Source organism: Nocardia sp. NPDC003345 (assembly GCF_053589395.1).
Genome location: NZ_JBSFRU010000113.1, coordinates 1 through 17,249, shown reverse-complemented (window position 1 = coordinate 17,249; position 17,249 = coordinate 1). Strand labels below are relative to the sequence as shown.

At 67.7% G+C, this 17,249-nt stretch carries 19 protein-coding genes and 4 pseudogenes; 9 read left to right on the top strand and 14 right to left on the bottom strand.

All coding sequences use genetic code 11. The features are described from left to right. Positions 1-168: undecaprenyl diphosphate synthase family protein (locus tag ACWDU1_RS15125; protein ID WP_449998901.1), on the top strand; the 168-nt coding region annotated here is incomplete at its 5' end. Then, the gene (locus ACWDU1_RS15120) at positions 165-590 is read left to right on the top strand and encodes a hypothetical protein (RefSeq protein ID WP_449998899.1); all 426 of its coding nucleotides are present in this window, start codon (positions 165-167) and stop codon (positions 588-590) included. The genes ACWDU1_RS15125 and ACWDU1_RS15120, both read left to right, overlap by 4 nt. A 59-nt stretch (positions 591-649) precedes the next feature. Here the strand turns inward: ACWDU1_RS15120 and ACWDU1_RS15115 are convergent, their stop codons facing one another. Then, complete coding sequence (locus ACWDU1_RS15115) at positions 650-1,306, bottom strand: TetR/AcrR family transcriptional regulator (RefSeq protein ID WP_449998897.1); 657 nt, start codon at positions 1,304-1,306, stop codon at positions 650-652. Positions 1,307-1,410: 104 nt separating this feature from the next. Here ACWDU1_RS15115 and ACWDU1_RS15110 point away from each other — a divergent pair, with 104 nt between their 5' ends. Then, positions 1,411-2,388, top strand: coding sequence for a hypothetical protein (locus ACWDU1_RS15110; RefSeq protein WP_449998895.1), 978 nt, complete (start codon positions 1,411-1,413; stop codon positions 2,386-2,388). An 81-nt stretch (positions 2,389-2,469) separates the two neighbouring features. On the opposite strand, the gene ACWDU1_RS15105 is transcribed toward ACWDU1_RS15110, so the two are convergent. Both ACWDU1_RS15105 and ACWDU1_RS15100 read right to left on the bottom strand, forming a co-directional pair. After that, positions 2,470-2,910, bottom strand: coding sequence for a Fur family transcriptional regulator (locus tag ACWDU1_RS15105; protein WP_449998893.1), 441 nt, complete (start codon positions 2,908-2,910; stop codon positions 2,470-2,472). A gap of 3 nt (positions 2,911-2,913) precedes the next feature. Continuing rightward, complete coding sequence (locus ACWDU1_RS15100; protein WP_449998891.1) at positions 2,914-3,267, bottom strand: ArsR/SmtB family transcription factor; 354 nt, start codon at positions 3,265-3,267, stop codon at positions 2,914-2,916. A gap of 290 nt (positions 3,268-3,557) precedes the next feature. Here ACWDU1_RS15100 and ACWDU1_RS15095 point away from each other — a divergent pair, with 290 nt between their 5' ends. Then, the gene (locus tag ACWDU1_RS15095) at positions 3,558-4,943 is read left to right on the top strand and encodes a glycine--tRNA ligase (RefSeq protein WP_449998889.1); all 1,386 of its coding nucleotides are present in this window, start codon (positions 3,558-3,560) and stop codon (positions 4,941-4,943) included. Between the two features lie 64 nt (positions 4,944-5,007). Then, on the top strand, positions 5,008-5,685 hold the full coding sequence (locus tag ACWDU1_RS15090) for an MBL fold metallo-hydrolase (protein ID WP_449998887.1): 678 nt from the start codon (positions 5,008-5,010) through the stop codon (positions 5,683-5,685). A 91-nt stretch (positions 5,686-5,776) separates the two neighbouring features. On the opposite strand, the gene ACWDU1_RS15085 is transcribed toward ACWDU1_RS15090, so the two are convergent. Together ACWDU1_RS15085 and ACWDU1_RS15080 are read right to left on the bottom strand one after the other, a co-directional pair. Further along, positions 5,777-6,679, bottom strand: coding sequence for a cutinase family protein (locus ACWDU1_RS15085; protein WP_449998885.1), 903 nt, complete (start codon positions 6,677-6,679; stop codon positions 5,777-5,779). A 254-nt stretch (positions 6,680-6,933) separates the two neighbouring features. Continuing rightward, complete coding sequence (locus tag ACWDU1_RS15080) at positions 6,934-7,752, bottom strand: MerR family transcriptional regulator (RefSeq protein WP_449998883.1); 819 nt, start codon at positions 7,750-7,752, stop codon at positions 6,934-6,936. Positions 7,753-7,852: 100 nt separating this feature from the next. On the opposite strand from ACWDU1_RS15080, the gene ACWDU1_RS15075 reads away from it, so the two are divergent. From ACWDU1_RS15075 to dnaG, 3 genes and pseudogenes are all read left to right on the top strand, one after another. Then, positions 7,853-8,548 carry a YdcF family protein gene (locus tag ACWDU1_RS15075; RefSeq protein WP_449998881.1) on the top strand — a complete coding sequence of 232 codons (696 nt, stop codon included), beginning with the start codon at positions 7,853-7,855 and terminating at the stop codon, positions 8,546-8,548. A 64-nt stretch (positions 8,549-8,612) separates the two neighbouring features. Next, positions 8,613-9,857 carry a deoxyguanosinetriphosphate triphosphohydrolase gene (locus tag ACWDU1_RS15070; protein ID WP_449998879.1) on the top strand — a complete coding sequence of 415 codons (1,245 nt, stop codon included), beginning with the start codon at positions 8,613-8,615 and terminating at the stop codon, positions 9,855-9,857. Positions 9,858-9,936: 79 nt separating this feature from the next. After that, positions 9,937-11,478: pseudogene (gene dnaG, locus ACWDU1_RS15065) on the top strand (DNA primase); the annotation flags it as partial. Here dnaG and ACWDU1_RS15060 read toward each other — a convergent pair. Both ACWDU1_RS15060 and ACWDU1_RS15055 read right to left on the bottom strand, forming a co-directional pair. Next, a pseudogene (locus ACWDU1_RS15060) lies at positions 11,457-11,984 on the bottom strand (arsenic resistance protein); the annotation flags it as partial. The pseudogenes dnaG and ACWDU1_RS15060 sit on opposite strands and share 22 nt — an antisense overlap. Continuing rightward, positions 11,981-12,358: an ArsR/SmtB family transcription factor gene (locus ACWDU1_RS15055; RefSeq protein ID WP_449998877.1), complete on the bottom strand. Its 378-nt coding sequence runs from the start codon at positions 12,356-12,358 to the stop codon at positions 11,981-11,983. The gene ACWDU1_RS15055 and the pseudogene ACWDU1_RS15060, both read right to left, overlap by 4 nt. Positions 12,359-12,582: 224 nt before the next feature. Between ACWDU1_RS15055 and ACWDU1_RS15050 the strand changes: the two are divergent. Next, positions 12,583-12,846: pseudogene (locus ACWDU1_RS15050) on the top strand (TerD family protein); the annotation flags it as partial. Between the two features lie 173 nt (positions 12,847-13,019). On the opposite strand, the gene ACWDU1_RS15045 reads toward ACWDU1_RS15050, so the two are convergent. The 7 genes and pseudogenes from ACWDU1_RS15045 to ACWDU1_RS15015 form a co-directional block, all read right to left on the bottom strand. Next, a complete protein-coding gene (locus ACWDU1_RS15045; protein ID WP_449998876.1) occupies positions 13,020-13,442 on the bottom strand; it encodes a nitroreductase family deazaflavin-dependent oxidoreductase in 423 nt (140 codons plus the stop codon). Positions 13,443-13,553: 111 nt separating this feature from the next. Then, on the bottom strand, positions 13,554-14,186 hold the full coding sequence (locus ACWDU1_RS15040; RefSeq protein WP_449998875.1) for a TetR/AcrR family transcriptional regulator: 633 nt from the start codon (positions 14,184-14,186) through the stop codon (positions 13,554-13,556). A 121-nt stretch (positions 14,187-14,307) separates the two neighbouring features. Then, on the bottom strand, positions 14,308-14,529 hold the full coding sequence (locus ACWDU1_RS15035; protein ID WP_449998873.1) for a hypothetical protein: 222 nt from the start codon (positions 14,527-14,529) through the stop codon (positions 14,308-14,310). 113 nt (positions 14,530-14,642) lie between these two features. After that, entirely contained in the window at positions 14,643-14,990 is a 348-nt protein-coding gene (locus ACWDU1_RS15030; protein WP_449998871.1) for a hypothetical protein, read from the bottom strand. Continuing rightward, positions 14,987-15,178, bottom strand: coding sequence for a hypothetical protein (locus tag ACWDU1_RS15025; protein WP_449998869.1), 192 nt, complete (start codon positions 15,176-15,178; stop codon positions 14,987-14,989). The genes ACWDU1_RS15030 and ACWDU1_RS15025 overlap by 4 nt, the downstream gene beginning before the upstream one ends. A 122-nt stretch (positions 15,179-15,300) precedes the next feature. Further along, positions 15,301-16,971 (bottom strand): ABC transporter permease, encoded by a 1,671-nt coding sequence (locus ACWDU1_RS15020; protein ID WP_449998867.1) that lies wholly within the window; start codon positions 16,969-16,971, stop codon positions 15,301-15,303. After that, positions 16,968-17,249: pseudogene (locus ACWDU1_RS15015) on the bottom strand (ABC transporter ATP-binding protein); the annotation flags it as partial. The pseudogene ACWDU1_RS15015 and the gene ACWDU1_RS15020, both read right to left, overlap by 4 nt.

The window sequence follows — 17,249 nt, the reverse complement described above, 5'->3', positions numbered from 1 at the left end:
CTGCGGCCTTCGGGTGAGTTCCGCAGTTCGAATTTCCTGATCTGGCAGTCGGCGTACGCGGAGTTCGTCTATCAGGCGACGTTGTTTCCCGATTTCGACCGGCGCAATCTGTGGGACGCCTGCCTCGAATACGCGCGCCGCGACCGCCGGTTCGGGGGCACCAAATGAGCGGGGACGCGGAGTCCGGCGCGCTGGCGCCGGATATCGAATTGAAGGCCCGGGCCGGTGCGGGCCTGGGTCTCTACGATATCGACGTCCGGGTCGACAACGACGGTTCGCTGCGTTTCGACTACGAGGGCGTGCTGTGTTCGGCGAGCGCGTTCACCCTGACGCCCGGTCTGGATGTGCTCTCGTTGACCTGCGTACTGGCCTGGGATCGCCCGCTGAAACCGCAACTGCACAAGCGGGTGGCGGAACGGAACGCCGCGTTGCAGTTCGGTTCGATCGCGGTGATCGCGCACGACAAACTGGCCGATGTGATCCTGCGCTACACCTTCCCGGCGGCCGGTCTGGACGATCAGGCCCTCACGACAATGCTGCTGCTGGTGCTCGGCGGGGCGGGAGAGGCGCGCAAGGGCCTGCTGCCCTGAGCCCGTCGCCGGTGACGGCTCGTCCGGCTTCCGGCCCGGTCACCGGTGCGGGCCGTGACTCAGGCCGGGGCGGCGGCGGTGTCCGCCGGCTCGGGCGGCGGGGTGTGTGGGTGATAGCGCCGGTCACCGTAGGGGAAGAGGGTGTCGACACCGCGGATGTACCGGTCGCGGTCCAGATCGCCCATGAGCAGGTGTTGTAGTACGAAACCGGGCAGCAGTCCGAAGAGGGCGGCCGCCACCGCGTCGAGGTCGCTGTCGGCGGGTAGCCAACCGGCGGCGCGCATCCGCCCGGCGTACTCGTGCCACATGGACCGGATACCGCCCAGGGTTTCGCGGACGGGTACCGCGGCCTGTTCGTCGGTGAGTGCCAGCGACCAGGCCTGCGGCGCCAGGCGGATCCGGCCGTCGGGGCCGCTCTGGCCGTGGATCCACTCGGTCAGATGGGCGATGAGTTCGGCGGGGGTGGGCAGCGGATCGCCCTCGATGATTTCCAGCATGCGGGTGCGGATATCACCGGCCGCGGTCGTGGCGAGGGCCATGACCAGCTCGTCCTTGCTCTTGAAGTACCGATAGACCGCACCGGCCGACAGCCCCGACTCGGTGAAGACGTCCTGCATGGACGACTGGTGGAACCCTTTGCGGACGAAACACACCCGGGCCGCGTCGAGGATCTGCTGGCGGCGGCGTTCCAGGTGTTCGTCACTGACTCGGGGCATGCCTCCAAAGTAAAACGAATGTTCGTTCTTGACAAGCTCCGGGTCCGGTGGGACGGTGAGTGCACCGAAAAAGAACGAGCCTTCGATTTTCTGGGGAGAACGTCATGAACGTCATCCAGCGCGCGGTCGCCATCGGTGTCGGCGCGGCTCTACTGCAGGCGCTGATGCTGGTCGCCTTCGCCTGGCCGGCCACCAATATCGCGCCGCGTGATCTGCCGCTGGCCGTCGCCGGGCCGCAGGCCGCGATGGTGGAAGGGCGGCTCACCGGCCAGAACCCGGATGCCTTCGAGGTCGTCACCGTCGCCGACGCGGCGGCGGCCCGGGAGGCCATCGCCGACCGTGAGGTCTACGGCGCGATCGTCACCGGCAACGGGGCACCCCAGATGCTGATCGCCACGGGGGCGAGTCCCGCGGTCGCCCAGCAACTCACCCAGATCGGTCAGCAACTGTCGGGCGCCCCGGCGGCGCAGGTCGAGGACGTCGTCCCGGGCGATCCCGACGACCCGCGTGGTATGGGATTCGGAACCATGGCGCTGCCGCTGGTGATGGCCGGTATCGCCGGAGGTGTGCTGCTGTCGCTGCTGATCCCCACCGCCGCCGGCCGGATCGTCGGCGCGATCACCTTCGGGATCGCGGGCGGCCTGCTGAGCATGCTCGTCACCCAGACCTGGCTGTCCATCGTCCCCGGCTCGTACCTGATGTTGTCGGCGGTCGCGGGCCTGGTCTCGTTCGCCGTCGCCGGCACCGTGGCAGGGCTGGCCACGGTGATCGGCCGGGCCGGTATCGGCGTCGCGGCGCTGACAATGCTGCTGATCGGCAACCCGTTCTCGGCCGCGACCTCGGCTCCGGAACTGCTGCCGCAGCCGTGGGGCACGGTCGGTCAGCTGCTGCCGCCGGGAGCCGCCGCCTCGCTGATCCGCTCGGTCGCGTTCTTCGACGGCGCCGGTGCGCAGAAACCGCTACTGGTGTTGCTGGCCTGGGCGGCTCTGGCGCTGGTCCTGCTGGGGGTGGGAGTGGTCCGCGACAGCCGGCGCGCCGACCCCGAGCCCACCGCCGCCGAGGCGGTCCCCGTGGCCGCCTGAGGCGAGCTCGGGCAAGTACGACGACAGGCCGCTACCGGCACCGGTAGCGGCCTGTCGCTGTGTGGTCTCAGCGCACGCGGGTCACCGGCCGACCGCCGAGCAGGCATGGCAGTTGCCGAAGATCTCCAGGGTGTGGCTGACATCGGTGAACCCGTGGCTGGACGCGGTACTGGCCGCCCATGCCTCGACCGTGGGTCCCGCGACCTCGACCGTGCGCCCGCAGTGCCGGCAGACCAGATGGTGGTGGTGGCCGGTCGAGCACTGCCGGTAGACCGATTCGCCGTTATCGGTGCGCAGTACGTCCACCATCCCGGCATCGGCCAGCGACTGCAGGGTGCGGTAAACGGTGGTCAGGCCGATCCCCTCGCCGCGGCGCCGCAGTTCGTCGTGTAGCTCCTGGGCCGATCGGAACCTGTCGACGTCCTCGAGTAGCGCGGCGATCGCGTTGCGTTGCCGCGTGGTGCGAATACCGACCGCTCTCCCCGTGGCGGTCCCTTTGCCGGTGACCAGGTTCTCGGACACGAATTACCCTTCTTCTTCGGCGTGCGCGACTGCGTCGACCACGATATGCGCAAGATGGTCGTCGACGAGTTCGTAGAGGACCTCGCGGCCCGAACGCTCACCGTGCACCACCCCGGCCGATTTGAGGATTCGCAGGTGCTGGCTGACCAGCGGTTGTGTGACACCGAGGGCATCGACCAGTTCGTGCACACAGCGCGGCGACTCCCGCAGTTGTAGCACGATGGCGATGCGAACGGGGGCCGCGAGCGCGCGCAGCAGCTCACCGGCGTTCTCCAGCACGGCCCGGGTGGGTATCGGGACCGGCGCGGGGGAGCGGTAGGGGTTGTGCTGCCCGACGGCGGCGGTATCGGTTGTCATGGTCCACTCCTTATTGGAAACCGGTCCCATTTTGATATGCACGGATATGCATGTCAAATGTCCATGCCGTGGTGGGTGCGAATCTCTGTGGCGGTGGCCGATAGGCGTACCTCCGCATTCGCTCCGGCCATGCGCGGACTGCGGATGGGCTCCGCCCAACAGCACCGATTAGGCTGTACAGGATCGACCGCATCACGGCCGTGGTCAACCCGCCGTGGGCAGCTGTGATCGCATCGCCCGATCCGGGCGGTGTAACTACTGGCGATTCGTAGTGGATGGAGAATTCTCGCGTGGCACCCAAGTCGAAGGTGGACACCGTTGCCAACCTCGCCAAGCGCCGGGGGCTGGTGTACCCGTGTGGTGAGATCTACGGCGGTACCAAATCGGCGTGGGACTACGGTCCGCTCGGCGTCGAGCTGAAGGACAACATCAAGAAGCAGTGGTGGCGCACCATGGTCACCGGCCGCGACGATGTGGTCGGCCTCGACTCCTCGGTGATCCTCCCGCGGCAGGTCTGGGTGGCCTCCGGCCATGTGGAGACCTTCTCCGATCCGCTGGTGGAATCCCTGCACACCCACAAGCGCTACCGGGCCGACCATCTGCTCGAGGCCTACGAGGCCAAACACGGCCGCCCGCCGGCCAACGGCCTGGCCGATATCAACGACCCGGAGACCGGCCAGCCCGGCAAATGGACCGAGCCCCGGAATTTCTCCGGTCTGCTCAAGACCTACCTGGGCCCGGTCGACGACGAAGAGGGCCTGCACTATCTGCGCCCGGAGACCGCGCAGGGTATCTTCGTGAACTTCGCGAATGTGATGACCACCGCGCGCAAGAAGCCGCCGTTCGGTATCGCCCAGATCGGCAAGAGCTTCCGCAACGAGATCACCCCCGGCAACTTCATCTTCCGCACCCGCGAATTCGAGCAGATGGAGATGGAGTTCTTCGTCAAACCGGGTGAGGACGCCGAATGGCACAAGTACTGGATCGACACCCGTTTCGCGTGGTACACCGACCTCGGTATCGATCCGGAGAACCTGCGCCTGTTCGAGCATCCGAAGGAAAAGCTCTCGCACTACTCCGCCGGCACCACCGATATCGAGTACCGGTTCGGGTTCCAGGGTGGTGAGTGGGGCGAGCTGGAAGGTATCGCCAACCGCACCGATTACGACCTGTCCACGCACGCCAAGCATTCCGGCGCGGAACTGAGCTACTACGACCAGACCAACGAGGAACGCTACGTCCCGTACGTGATCGAACCGGCCGCCGGTCTGACCCGTTCGCTGATGGCGTTCCTGGTCGACGCCTACGCCGAGGACGAGGCCCCCAATGCCAAGGGCGGCGTCGACACCCGCACCGTGCTGCGCCTGGACCGCCGCCTCTCCCCGGTGAAGGCCGCGGTACTGCCGCTGTCACGTAACGCCGACCTCACCCCCAAGGCAAAAGACCTCGCCGCCCGGCTGCGCCGCAACTGGAATATCGAATTCGACGACGCGGGCGCCATCGGCCGCCGGTACCGCCGCCAGGACGAGATCGGCACCCCGTTCTGCATCACCGTCGATTTCGACACCCTCGACGATCAGGCGGTCACGGTGCGTGAACGCGACACCATGGCGCAGGAGCGCATAGCCCTCGACCAGGTCGAGGGCTACCTGGCCCAGCATCTGCTCGGCTGCTGACCCGCACGCCCTCGCTTCCGTTCCGGCGGGAGCGAGGGACCCGGCCCCTCGATAGCATCGGGGGGTGATCACCATCGAAGAGTCCTACACCGGCCATGTCGAACCCGGCGGCGCCGCGCAGCGCCGCGAGGTGCCGGGCGCCCGGGTGACCAAGATGTCGGTCGGCCCGATGGACAACAACACCTACCTGGTCCAATGCGCCGCCACCGGCGCGACCCTGCTGATCGACGCCGCCAACGACGCGGACCGCATCCTGGCGCTCATCGAGCAGGAAACCGCCGACGGTATCGCCCTGATCGTCACCACCCACCAGCACGCCGACCACTGGCAGGCCCTCACCGCCGTCGCCGAATCCACCGGCGCCCCCACCGCGGCCCATTCCCTAGACGCGGCCCCACTCCCGGTTCCTCCGCAGCGCATCCTGGCCGAGGGCGACACGATCACCGTCGGCGACCTGAGCCTGGACATCATCCACCTGGTCGGCCACACCCCGGGGTCGGTAACCCTCGCCCTCACCGACGGCTCCGGTCGCACCCACCTGTTCACCGGCGACTGCCTTTTTCCAGGTGGCATCGGGAAGACTTGGCGCCCAGGTGATTTCGAGACCCTGCTGGAAGGCGTGACCACCAAACTGTTCGACCGCTACGGCGACGACACGGTGGTCTACCCGGGGCACGGCGACGACACCACCCTCGGCGCCGAACGACCCCGGTTGGGGGAGTGGCAGAGCCGGGGCTGGTGAGGTCGCCGCTGGGAGGTAGGGCCGCTGGACATGACACCGCCCCCGGTGCGCACGCTCGGCGGGCCTGCGGACCGGGGGCGGTGAACGGCGTTCAGGCCAGGCCGACCAGCTTGCCGCGCAGCCAGGACAGCGCGGTGGCGCCGCCCGCCACCTGGTAGCTCGGGTAGCTCTGGTGGATTCCGGATTTCACGAAATCGTCGACCTGCTGCCGGCGCTCCTCATAGGCGTCGTTGTTGAGCTGATCGTGCAGCAGGCCCAGGCCGCCGGCGGCCAGGGCGTCGTTCAGCAGTTCCACGCCCAGCGAGTGGTAGTTGCCGAGCTGGGCCGGGTCGGCATTGGACACCTGGGCGAAGAAACCGGCGATCCGGGCGGCGAAATCGCCGTCGGGGGTGGAGCAGTAGAGGTCGCCGACCGCGCAGAAGGAGTAGGTGCGGTTGCTGAGCCAGCCGAAGCCGGTGAGGCGGGGGCCGCCCGCGCCGGCGCCGGGGACGGGCGGGCCGATGAGGACGTCGGTGGGGGAGCGGCGCGGGTCGGCGATCAGGCCGACCAGGGCGACCCGGTCGGCGGGGACGATACCGAGCCCGGTACCGATCTCGGAGGCGAGATCACCGGCGGCGTCCGCGCCCTGGCTGTAGCCGAGCAGGGCGAAGCGGGTGTTGCCGCAGCGGCCCGCGACCTCGGAGATGAGACCTTTGGCGCCCGCGACGGCCTCGTTCTTGGAACGGCCGTAGACCTCGCCCTCCCAGGGGAAGGCAGTGGCGGTATAGGCGACATAGTCGCTGTAGGCGCCGCGGGGCAGGCCGTCGGCGACCGCGGCCAGCATGCCTTTGCCGGGGTCGGCCTTCGAGGTCTCCCACGTTCCGGGGATCGCCACCACATACAGCCCCGGGCAATTGGCGGGTGTGGCGTGCGCGGTCGTGGCGACCGCGGGTGCGAGGACCGAGGCGAGGGTGACCGCCAGACCGGCGGTGGCGCTCTTCCATCGAGGAAACATCGTGTACTCCATGTGCTCACCGAGACGGCCACCGGCCGTTCATCTGTTCCCAGGGTTCCCAAAACAGTCGACGGGCATGCCGCGGCGATGCGGCCAACACGTACGAACGGCGGGCCCACCGTGCGCCGGAGGTTCTCCGGCGCACAGCGGAACTCGCCGCTTCCTAGCAAATCACAAATGCGAGCGTTTCGGCGTGTGAAGTATCCGCGTGTTCGCCACCGGTCAACGCGAAGTTCACGCCGCCCGGGCCGGGATCAGATCCGCGCCACCGGTTCCTGGAGTTCGGTGACCCATTTGTTCTCGTCCACATCCCAGACCAGTGTGACCTCCCGGCTCGCTCCCACGATGCGGTAGCCGTTCTCCTCGATCCACCGGGTCAGGTCCTGGTGGGGTTCCAGGGCGCCGTCCATGCTGCCGCGGTGGATCTGGGTGGCGGCCATCGGCATCGCGGGCAGGTCGACGACGGTGTAGTCCGGTGTTTCGCCGAGGTCGGCGTCGACGGGCATCGCGGTATGCGCGAGCACCGATGAGTCCGGGCGCTGGTCGTAGTAGACGACGGCGGGCCCGGTGATCGCGAGACCCGCCCGTTCCAGTCCATCGCACAGCTCCGTGAACAGCCGCTCCACCGCCGGGCCGATCGCCTCGGGGGTGAAATCGGCGACCACTGTGCTGCGTTCGGCCACCCGGACCGCCGGTACGGATTTGATGACGATCTCGTCGGTAGGCATGGCGCCCTCCCTCTCGATAATCCGGAGTCTCGCCTCGACCTGGGTGAGCCGGTCCCGGTCGGCGCTGATGCGCTGCTCGATCTCGGCTCGGCGCAGGGTGAGCATGCCGCGTAGCTCCGGTCCGGTCACCGCGTCGTCGAGGACCCGGCCCACCTGTTCCAGGGTGAAGCCGAGTTCCTTCAGCGCGATGATCCGGTTCAGCCGGGCCAGTTGCCCGACCTCGTAGTAGCGGTAGCCGCTGACCGGATCCACCCGGTCGGGGACCAGCAACCCGAGCCGGTCGTAGTGGCGCAGCATCCGTACCGACACCTGCCCGTGCCTGGCGAAATCTCCGATACTCAACATGACGCCTCCGGTTCTATGGTCTGACACGGGGAGAGGGTCAAGGCGGCCGGCACGAGCGCGCCGTGTCCCGGGTACCGACCCCGCCTGGCAGACTTGTGTGGTGACTTGGGCACCAGTGCGTACTCGACCGGACTCGCGTGCCGATTCCGGCCGTTCACGCGGGATCGGTGCCGCGATCGTGCGCTGGGGCGGCCGTCTGATCGGTGGAGCCCTGGTGGTGGGCTTGGTGCTGCTGGGCGGTACGGCGGTGCGGGTGTGGCAGGTGGCGCGGATCGAGGACTACACCCCGGCCGACGCGATCGTGGTGCTGGGCGCCGCCCAGTATTCGGGTACGCCCTCGTCGGTGTTCGAGGCGCGGCTCTATCAGGCGGAGAAACTGTACGAGCAGGGCGTTTCCGATCTGGTGATCACGGTCGGCGGGAAACAGGAGGGCGATCTCTACACCGAGGCCGCGTCCGGGAAGATGTACCTCATGGAGGCCGGTGTCCCGGAGGATTCCATCGTCGCCGTCGAGACCGGATCCGACACACTGCGCAGTGTGGAGGCCGTGGCCGCCGCGATGCACGAGCGCGGACTCGATTCCGCGGTGCTGGTCAGTGATCCGTGGCATTCGCTGCGCACCCGCACCATGGCCCGCGACGCCGGTATCGACGCCTGGACCGCGCCCACCCGCACCGGTCCCGCCGTGTACACGCGGGAATCGCAGGCGCACGGTATCGCCCGCGAGACGGCCGCGCTGCTGTGGTATCAGCTCACGCACTTCTCCGCGGATTTCAGCTATACCGCCGGGCAGTGAGCCCTTCACCCGTTCGTGCCGCCGTACCCGTCGACCGGTCACTCCCCGGTGGCAGACTCGTGCGATGAGCTACACCGAGCACGATCGCGAACGCCTGGTCACCGAGGCGCCCAAAACGGCCGGCCTGGTCGATCCGGGCGTCTCCGGCAACGGCCATCGCAGCGAATTCGCGCGCGACCGTGCCCGGGTACTGCATTCGGCCGCGCTGCGCCGCCTGGCCGATAAGACCCAGGTCATGGGACCGCGGGAGGGCGACACCCCGCGAACGCGGCTCACCCATTCGCTGGAGGTCGCGCAGATCGGGCGCGGGATCGCCGACGGGCTCGGGTGTGATCCGGATCTGGCCGAACTGGCGGGACTGGCCCACGATATCGGCCACCCGCCCTACGGGCACAACGGTGAGAAGGCTCTCGACATGTTCGCGGCCGATGCGGGCGGGTTCGAGGGCAACGCCCAGAACCTGCGTATTCTCACCCGTCTCGAACCGAAGGTCCTGGACTCCTACGGGGCCAGCGCGGGGCTCAACCTCACCCGCGCCGCACTCGACGCGTCCATCAAATATCCGTGGCAGCGACCCGGTCCGGGTACCAAGTTCGGCGCCTACGCCGTGGACGCGGACCGGTTGGCCTGGGTCCGCAAGAACGCGCCGGACCGCCGGCCCGCGCTGGAATGCCAGGTCATGGACTGGTCCGATGATGTCGCCTATTCCGTGCACGATGTCGAGGACGGCATCATCGCCGGACGGATCGATCTGCGGGCGCTGGCGGATCCGGTGGAGCAGGCGGCACTGGCCGAACTCGGGCATGTCCAGCACCGTGATCTGACGATCGACGATCTGGTGGGGGCGGCGCAACGGCTGTCGGAGCTGCCGGTGGTGGCCGATGTGTTCGCCTACGACGCCACCCTCGGCAGCTCGGTGGCGCTGAAACGGCTGACCAGCGAACTCGTCGGCCGGTTCGCGAACGCGGCGGTGGTGGCGACGCGCGCGGCGTGGCCGGGTACACCGGCCCGCTATTCGGCCGATCTCGTGGTGCCCCCGGTGGCCGCCGCGGAGGTCGCGATACTCAAAACGGTCGCGCTGCGCTACGTCATGTCCGATCCCGACCACAAACTGCGCCAGGCCGAACAGCGGGCCCGCCTCACCGCCGTCGCCGGGCATCTGCTGGCCACCGGGCCCGCCGCCCTGGACCCGATCCTGCAGCCGTGGTGGGAGGCCGCGGCCGACGACGCCGCCCGGGTGCGGGTGATCGTCGACCAGATCGCCTCCTACACCGAGAGCCGGCTGGAGCGGGTCGCGAGGCGGCTGTAGACGGTGCGCCGCACCGGGTGATATCGCGCACGGGGTGCTCGGGTCCCGGCGCGGGCCCGCTCGCCTAGACTCGATATCCGTGACCGGACGAATACCAGCTCGCGATATCACCGCCATTCGGGAGCGTGTCCGGATCGAGGACGTAGTGAGCGAGTACGTCACGCTCAAGAGTGCCGGACCGCAGTCCATCCGCGGTCTGTGCCCGTTCCACGACGAGAAATCACCGTCCTTCCACGTGCGCCCGCACCTCGGTCTCTTCCACTGCTTCGGCTGCGGGGAGGGCGGCGACGTCTACGCCTTCCTGCAGAAGATCGAGCACATCGGGTTCGTGGAGGCGGTGGAACAGCTCGCCGACCGTCTCGGGTACCGGATCGATTACGAGGGCGGCGGCACCTCGGTGCAGCGCGACCGGGGCACCCGGTCCCGGCTGGTGGCCGCGAACGCCGCCGCGCACGAGTTCTATATGGAGCGGTTACGCGGCCCGGACGCCACCATGGCGCGCAAATATCTCACCGACCGCAATTTCGACGAGGCCGCCTGGACCCAGTTCGGGTGCGGATACGCCCCCGACGGCTGGGACACCCTCACCAAACATCTGCTGAACCGGGGCTTCGATTTCAAGGAGCTCGAGGCGGCGGGTCTGTCGAAGCAGGGGCGGCGCGGGCCGATCGACCGGTTCCACCGCCGGCTGCTCTGGCCGATCCGCAACCTCGGCGGCGATGTGATCGGGTTCGGCGCCCGCAAACTGTTCGACGACGACACCATGCCGGGCAAATACGTCAACACCCCGGAAACGCTGCTGTACAAGAAATCCCAGGTGCTGTTCGGGCTCGATCACGCCAAACGAGAGATCGCGAAAAGCCATCAGGCGGTGGTGGTCGAGGGTTACACCGATGTCATGGCGATGCATCTTGCCGGTGTGAAGACCGCGGTCGCGGCCTGCGGTACCGCGTTCGGTGACGATCATTTCTCCGCACTGCGCCGGCTGCTCATGGACGACAACTTCTGGCGTGGCGAGATCATCTTCACCTTCGACGGGGACGCGGCCGGGCAGGCCGCCGCGCTCAAGGCGTTCCTCGGCGACCAGAAGGTGTCGGGCCAGACCTATGTGGTGGTGACGCCCGACGGCGAGGACCCGTGTGAGCTGCGCCAGCGCGCCGGTGATGCCGCCCTGCGCGATCTGGTCGCCCGCCGCGAACCACTGTTCGATTTCGCGCTACGCCAGGAGATCGGTAAGCGCGAGGACAGCCGCACCCGGGCGCTGACCTACGACAGCCAGGTCGAGGTGATGCGCTGGGCGGTGCCGATCGTCGCCCAGATCAAGGACCACGGCCTGCGTAAACGCTATGCCACGCAGCTGGCGGAATGGACCGGCTGGCAGGACCCGCAGCTCGTCTACCGCCGGGTCGACGAGGAGGCCCGCAAGATCCGCGGCGCGGCCGCCGCTCCTTCGCGGGCCGGCCGCACCGAACAGTCCGGGCCGTCCCAGGCGGCGGCCCGTCCCGACCCCCGGGACCCCGTACTGCGCTCCCAGCGGCAGGCGCTCGCCGCGGGCCTGCAGTACCCGGAGATCGCGGGTCCGGCGTTCGACGCCCTGGAAACCGACGCCTTCACCCATCCCGCCGCGAACATGATGACCTGGAACACCGAGTTGATCGCGACCAGCACTGCGGCGGCTTCCCGGTCACCGCAGGCCAGGTCGTTCCAGATGATCACCATCGCGATACAGCGCGCCAACCCGACGATGATCAGCCCGGTCCGGTACTCCGGGAGATCGGGCAGCAGAAGCCAGGCCAGGGCAAACATGAGCGCCGGCCCGAATAGCCAGTTCAACACCAGCGACCCGACCAGCAGCCGGCGGTCGCCGGTGACGGTGTCGAGCCGGTCGTAGCGGACCTTGGCCAGTACCGGATACATCATGATCAGCAGCCCGATCGCGATCGGCAGCGAGATCCCGTCGACCGCCACCGTAGCCAGGCCGTCACCCAGCCCGGGAATCAACCGACCGAGCAGCAGACCCACGGCCATGGCCACACCGATCCAGACCGGCAGGAACCGGTCCAGCGTCGAGAGCTTGCCCACCACACCCTGCTCCGCAGCGCCGGCGGGCGCGTCGATCGCGCTCATGCGGTCACCTCGGCGGCCGCGCCGCTTTCCAGCAGCAACGCATCCGACACCCGCGCCAACGCCTCCGGGACGACCCGGTAGTACACCCAGGAGGCCCGACGCTCGCTGGTCAGCAGTCCCGCCGAGCGAAGCACCTTCAGGTGGTGGGAGATGGTCGGCTGGGTGAGGTCGATGCCCTCGGACAGATCACACACGCATGCTTCCATCCCGGACCGCGACGCGATCGAACTCAGCAACCGCAGCCGGACCGGATCCGACAGGGCCTTGAACACCGCAGCCAACTCCACGGCGGCGTCCGCCGACAAGGGCGCGCGCACGCGTGGGGCGGAGTTGCAGGCTTCGACCGGTATCACCGACAACTGCGACTTAGACATAGATCGATATTGACAAATATCTATACCGAGAGGCAAGCGAACACCTGGTGAACAACCCCCATCCTGTGTTCGCTGCCTGGTCAGCCGGGGGCGGGAGGCGTCCATGATGAGCGCCACGCCGATTGGTCAGATCACCGCGCTGATCACCTCTCAGCGGTCGGTCCGGAACCCGTCCGGGCCATGCCGACGTCAGGGTGCTGCCCAGTTGCCGCGCTGCCCGTCGCATGCTCGCAGCACGACGACCGGACTCGGGTTACCCCGATTCGGGAAGTCGGCGGGTCGCAACGGCACGACAGAGCTTCGCCGTGAGTAGGTCCACGCCGTTTACGTCCACCGTGGCCGCCCTCCCTCGCTGGTTTCATCCGCGTTCGCTGCGGCGCAACGCCGTGCGGCATTTTGGTGACAGCGTCACGAGTGACGGTAAGGGAGACAACGAGGTCATAACGATCAATTTCACCCGTGTTCCGGTAGTTGTCGACCGGATCATGCTGCTGGACACCGAGTTACATGGGGCAGACTTTCGACCACTTGATACTTTTGAACTCCGAATATCTGAGCGACACCATCGGCGGTACTCGGATCAGCGGATGCTTACCAGCTCTACGATCGGAGGTCAGAGCTCTCCCGACCATGCGGTCGGTGTTCCGGTTGCGTTGTGCTCTTATGACTCGTCGAGGCGGAGTCGCACCATGGGTAGTCCGGTGCCTCTGTCGTCGATGGGTGCGCCGAGGGTGTCCTCGATGGCCGGTTTCATGGCGTTCCAGGCTCGGGGGTGCCTGGTGATGTAGGCGCGCAGGGATGTGGCGACCTCGTCCGGAGCGAGGATGTTCGCTGTGGCGGCCGTGGGGCCCCGGCTACCGATCCAGACGCGAACCCGTGGATCGGCGTGCACGTTGCGGAACCACTGTGCGCGGGTGCCGAAGCCGGAGACCATGACATACGTGCCGGGCTCGGGATGGTCGGCGATCTCGAGCACGACGTATCGGCGGGCGCCGGTCTTGCGGTCGGTGTGTTCGAGCATGAGCATTCTCGAGCCGAACAGGAATCCGAGCCTGGCGCGGTAGAGCCATATCGGTGCGCGCATCAACCGTCGGTTCCGCAGTGCTCGGCTTGCCATCCTGGCCGCCGCGCCGGGATCGCCGGGCGGCGTGTGGGATTCGGACATGGGGTTGCCTCGATTCGTCAGTTGTGGCGGTTACGGATTTCGGTCGGTGACGGTGCCGCCCAAGCCGGTCCGGTATATCGACAGCACTTCGGCGCCCCAGCGTTGCATTCCGGCCTCGGTGAACAGCTCGACGCCGAGAACAGTGCTGATGTGCGGACGCAGGATCAACACTGCGAGATCGTTGACCAGGAGAAACGCGGCGCGAACGGTCGGATCCGCGCCGGGGTCGGCGAGTCCGGCTCCGGCCAGCTCGGACAACGCTGCCCGGCTGACGGCATGCAGTCGTGCGAACAGCGCGGACCCCGCCGGGTCCCCGGCAAGCAGCATCCGTCCGATATAGGCGGGAATCGGCGAATCCGCGGGCAGCTGCGTGACCACCTGCGCCGCCATGGTCGGCAGGGCCTCGGCGCCGAACGGTCCGCCGCCATCCGGGTGAACGACCTCGGCCAGCATCGTCTCGAAGACCGTGACGACATGCTCGTCCACCGCGGCGCGCAAACCATCCTTCGTTTGGTAGTGCCGCATGATCAGCGCGGGAGAGACACCGGCCGCTGCGGCAACTGCCCGGATGGTCACCGCGTCGGGTCCCTGGGATGCGAACAGTCGCAGTGCCTCGTCCCGGATCCTGGCTCGCGCGGTTCGGTCGTCAGCTAGTGAACGCACGGTCACTATAGTAAACATTTGTTTACTTCGGTGTCGAGTCGAGCCTGTCACATCGTGTCAGGGGCCGGGTTTGCGCGCGGTGTACAACCATTCCCGGGCCGGAATCCGTACGAGATCGGTCTCATGCTGAGGCTCCGAGGGCGTGTACCGGCGTAGGGCATTCCCGGTCGTCGAACTCGTCGGTGACGATGCGCGTCGCGTAGGAGATCAGCGTCTCGCTCATGTCCTTGCGCCATGGTCCCGGCACGTGAGTCCGGACCAGGCAGTGCCGCGAATCCTGCTCGGTGAGGCTTCGCTCACCGGCGACCCGGATCTGCGGTTCGTCCACTACTACTCGGAACATCGACGCGAACACGGCTGCCGGAACGGGGCGCCATCTCCTCCCTGCCGGCGTCGGGTGTCGCCGGCGCCCGGAGGCGCTCGTTCAGCGGCTGGACCGGGCGATATGCCCCAGCGTCATTGTTTGATCCTTTCTACCGGATAGCCCGCGAGCATGCTGACAGTCAGGCCGTAGAGGGCGAGGCCGATGAGGACCGGAAGCGGGATCTGCCCCTCGGGATCGAAGGCGACCCACAGTGCATAGGCGCTGGGCGGCACGTACAGGATCGCCGCAGTGGTTTCGTACCAGGCCACGAGCTGGTTCGCCTTTCTTCGGCGAACAGGGTCGGTGCGGATGTGGTCGGGGATGTCCTCGCCATACCCGTTGGTCGTACTCGTCGCCAGGCCGCGGAAGCCCAAAGAAGCCAGGTAGGTGCAGAAGAGAGCGCCGGCACCGAAAACCAGGCTCACGATGAAAGCCTTCATGGGTTTCTCCGAACGAGGCGGCGCGTTCGGTTCCCGCTAGCGCCCGACGGCATCCGATCCCGGAACTGGCGGACCATTTCCGCGCCGAGCGCACCCAATGCCACCAGGACGACAGCCAGCACGAACACATCCGTCGTGGTTCGCGCGACTTCCACACCCGCGACCGCCAGGGCGATGAAGGCGATCATGTTCGGAAGCGGCGTTGGGTGTTCGGTCAATTCATTCCCCCTGGGTTCGGTCGCGCTGGGTGTCGGTCCGAAGTCGCGCGGTGAGTATTTCGCGGTGGCAGGCCGCTGCGTGCGTTCACGAATCAGGCGGTATCCAAGTCGCGCTTTCGGAAGCCGTACGCACCGGCGACCGACATAGCAGCCGTGATCGCGGTGAGCACGATCAGCGCGGGCCAGCGGAGGTCTTCCATGGGGATGCGGGCGACGTGCTGGAACGGAGACAGGTCGTGGACCCACTGCGGCAGGTTCATGATCGGGCCGAAGAAGCCGAGAACCATGGCGAACCCGAATACTGCCCAGGTGGCGCCGATGGCTCGGGGAAGGACGCCGTAGAGCAGGGCCGCGATCGCGAGTACGAGCAATACCGCCGGGGTGAAGACGAGGTGGGATACGAGACTGTCGGCGATGTAGCCGGCGTCTCCGATCGATAGCGCCAGCGCGATTCCGAATGCCACACCGGTCGCTGCGAGCAGGGCGAGTGCCCCGAGGGCTGCCACTCCGATGTAGCCGGCGAACCAGCCGATCCGGCCGGTTGCGGTGGCCAGTACCGGTTCGGTGCGGCCGGAGGTTTCCTCGGTGCGCAGCGATTGCACGGCGAGGATGGCGAAAACGGTGACGAGCAACGCGTCGAAGAAGGCCATGGTGCCGAGGTAGCCGTCGAGCATGCGGGTCGCGTCGCCGCCCATGACGTCGACGACTTGGTCGGGCAGGTCGTCGAAGGAATCGACGATCGTGTTGCCGATCCCGCCGTAGAGCGCTCCGCTGGCGATCAGTGCGCAGGCCCAGCCGATGAGCCCGGCCCGTTGCAGGCGTGCCGCCAACGCTACCGGTGTGGCCAGCCAGGCCGGAGCCTCCCGGTGGCCGGGACGGGGCGGAACCAGCCCGGCGCCGAGGTCGCGGCGCGAAGAGAGCAGATAGGCCAGCGCGGTGACCGCCATCATCAGCGCGCATGACAGGAGCAGCGGCCACCAGCGGCTGTCGGCGTAAGCGCGGGTTTGTTGTGACCAGGCCAGCGGGGACAGCCACGACAGCGGGCTGCCGCCTTCGCGAACGGCGTCGCCGGCGGCGCGGATGACGTAGGCGATGCCCAGGGCGAGGCCTGCGAGTCCGGATGCGGCGCGGGAGTATTCGGTGATCTGGACGGTGACCGCGGTGATCGCGGCGAAGACGAGGCCCGTGGCGCCGACACCGGCGCCGAACAGCCACGCATCGGAGGTATCGAGTCCGGCCGCGGCGAACGAGCCGACGATCAGCAGTGTTACCGCGAGGTTGGCGATGACGGCGATGACGAGTGCGGCGGTGAGCTGGGCATGGCGTCCGACGGCGTTGGCGCGGACGAGTTCGGCACGTCCGGTTTGTTCTTCGACGCGGGTGTGCCGGGAGATGAGCAGGATATTCATCAGTGCGGCGAGGAGCAGGTAGTACAGGCCGTAGACCGCGACGATCACCGATTCGATGGTGGGATCGGTCAGTCCGTAGCCAGGGCCGGAGATCAGGGCGCCGACGACTCCCTCGCTGAACTGGCCGACTGCCCGTAGGTCTTCGGGAGTTGTGTAGACCTGCTGTAGTGCCGAGGCGTAGTAGAGGCTCATCAGTGCGATGCCCAGGACCCATGCGGGGAGTTTGATTCGGTCACGGCGTAGATCGAGCCGGATCAGTGTGCCGGTGCCGGCCAGGGCGTCGCGCCAGGTCGTGTGTTCGGGATCGATCGGAGCCGCGGCCGGGGTGTCGGGATGTGTTGCGGTGGTGGTCATTTGCCTGCTCCGTTGCTCGCGGCGGCGAGTTCGTCGCCGTAGTGACGCAGCATGAGCTCTTCGAGCGTGGGTGGGTGGCTGGTGAGCGCGCGGATTCCGGCTCGGCTGACCGTGGCGATCGCGGAATCGAGTGCGTCGGTGTCGACGTCGAAACGGATGCGGCCGTTCTCGCTGACCACATTGTGTACACCGGCGAGAGCGTTCAGATCGCCGACCGGGCGCTCGGTCACGGCCTCGACCGTGGTGCGGGTCAGATGGCGGAGTTCGGCGAGGGTGCC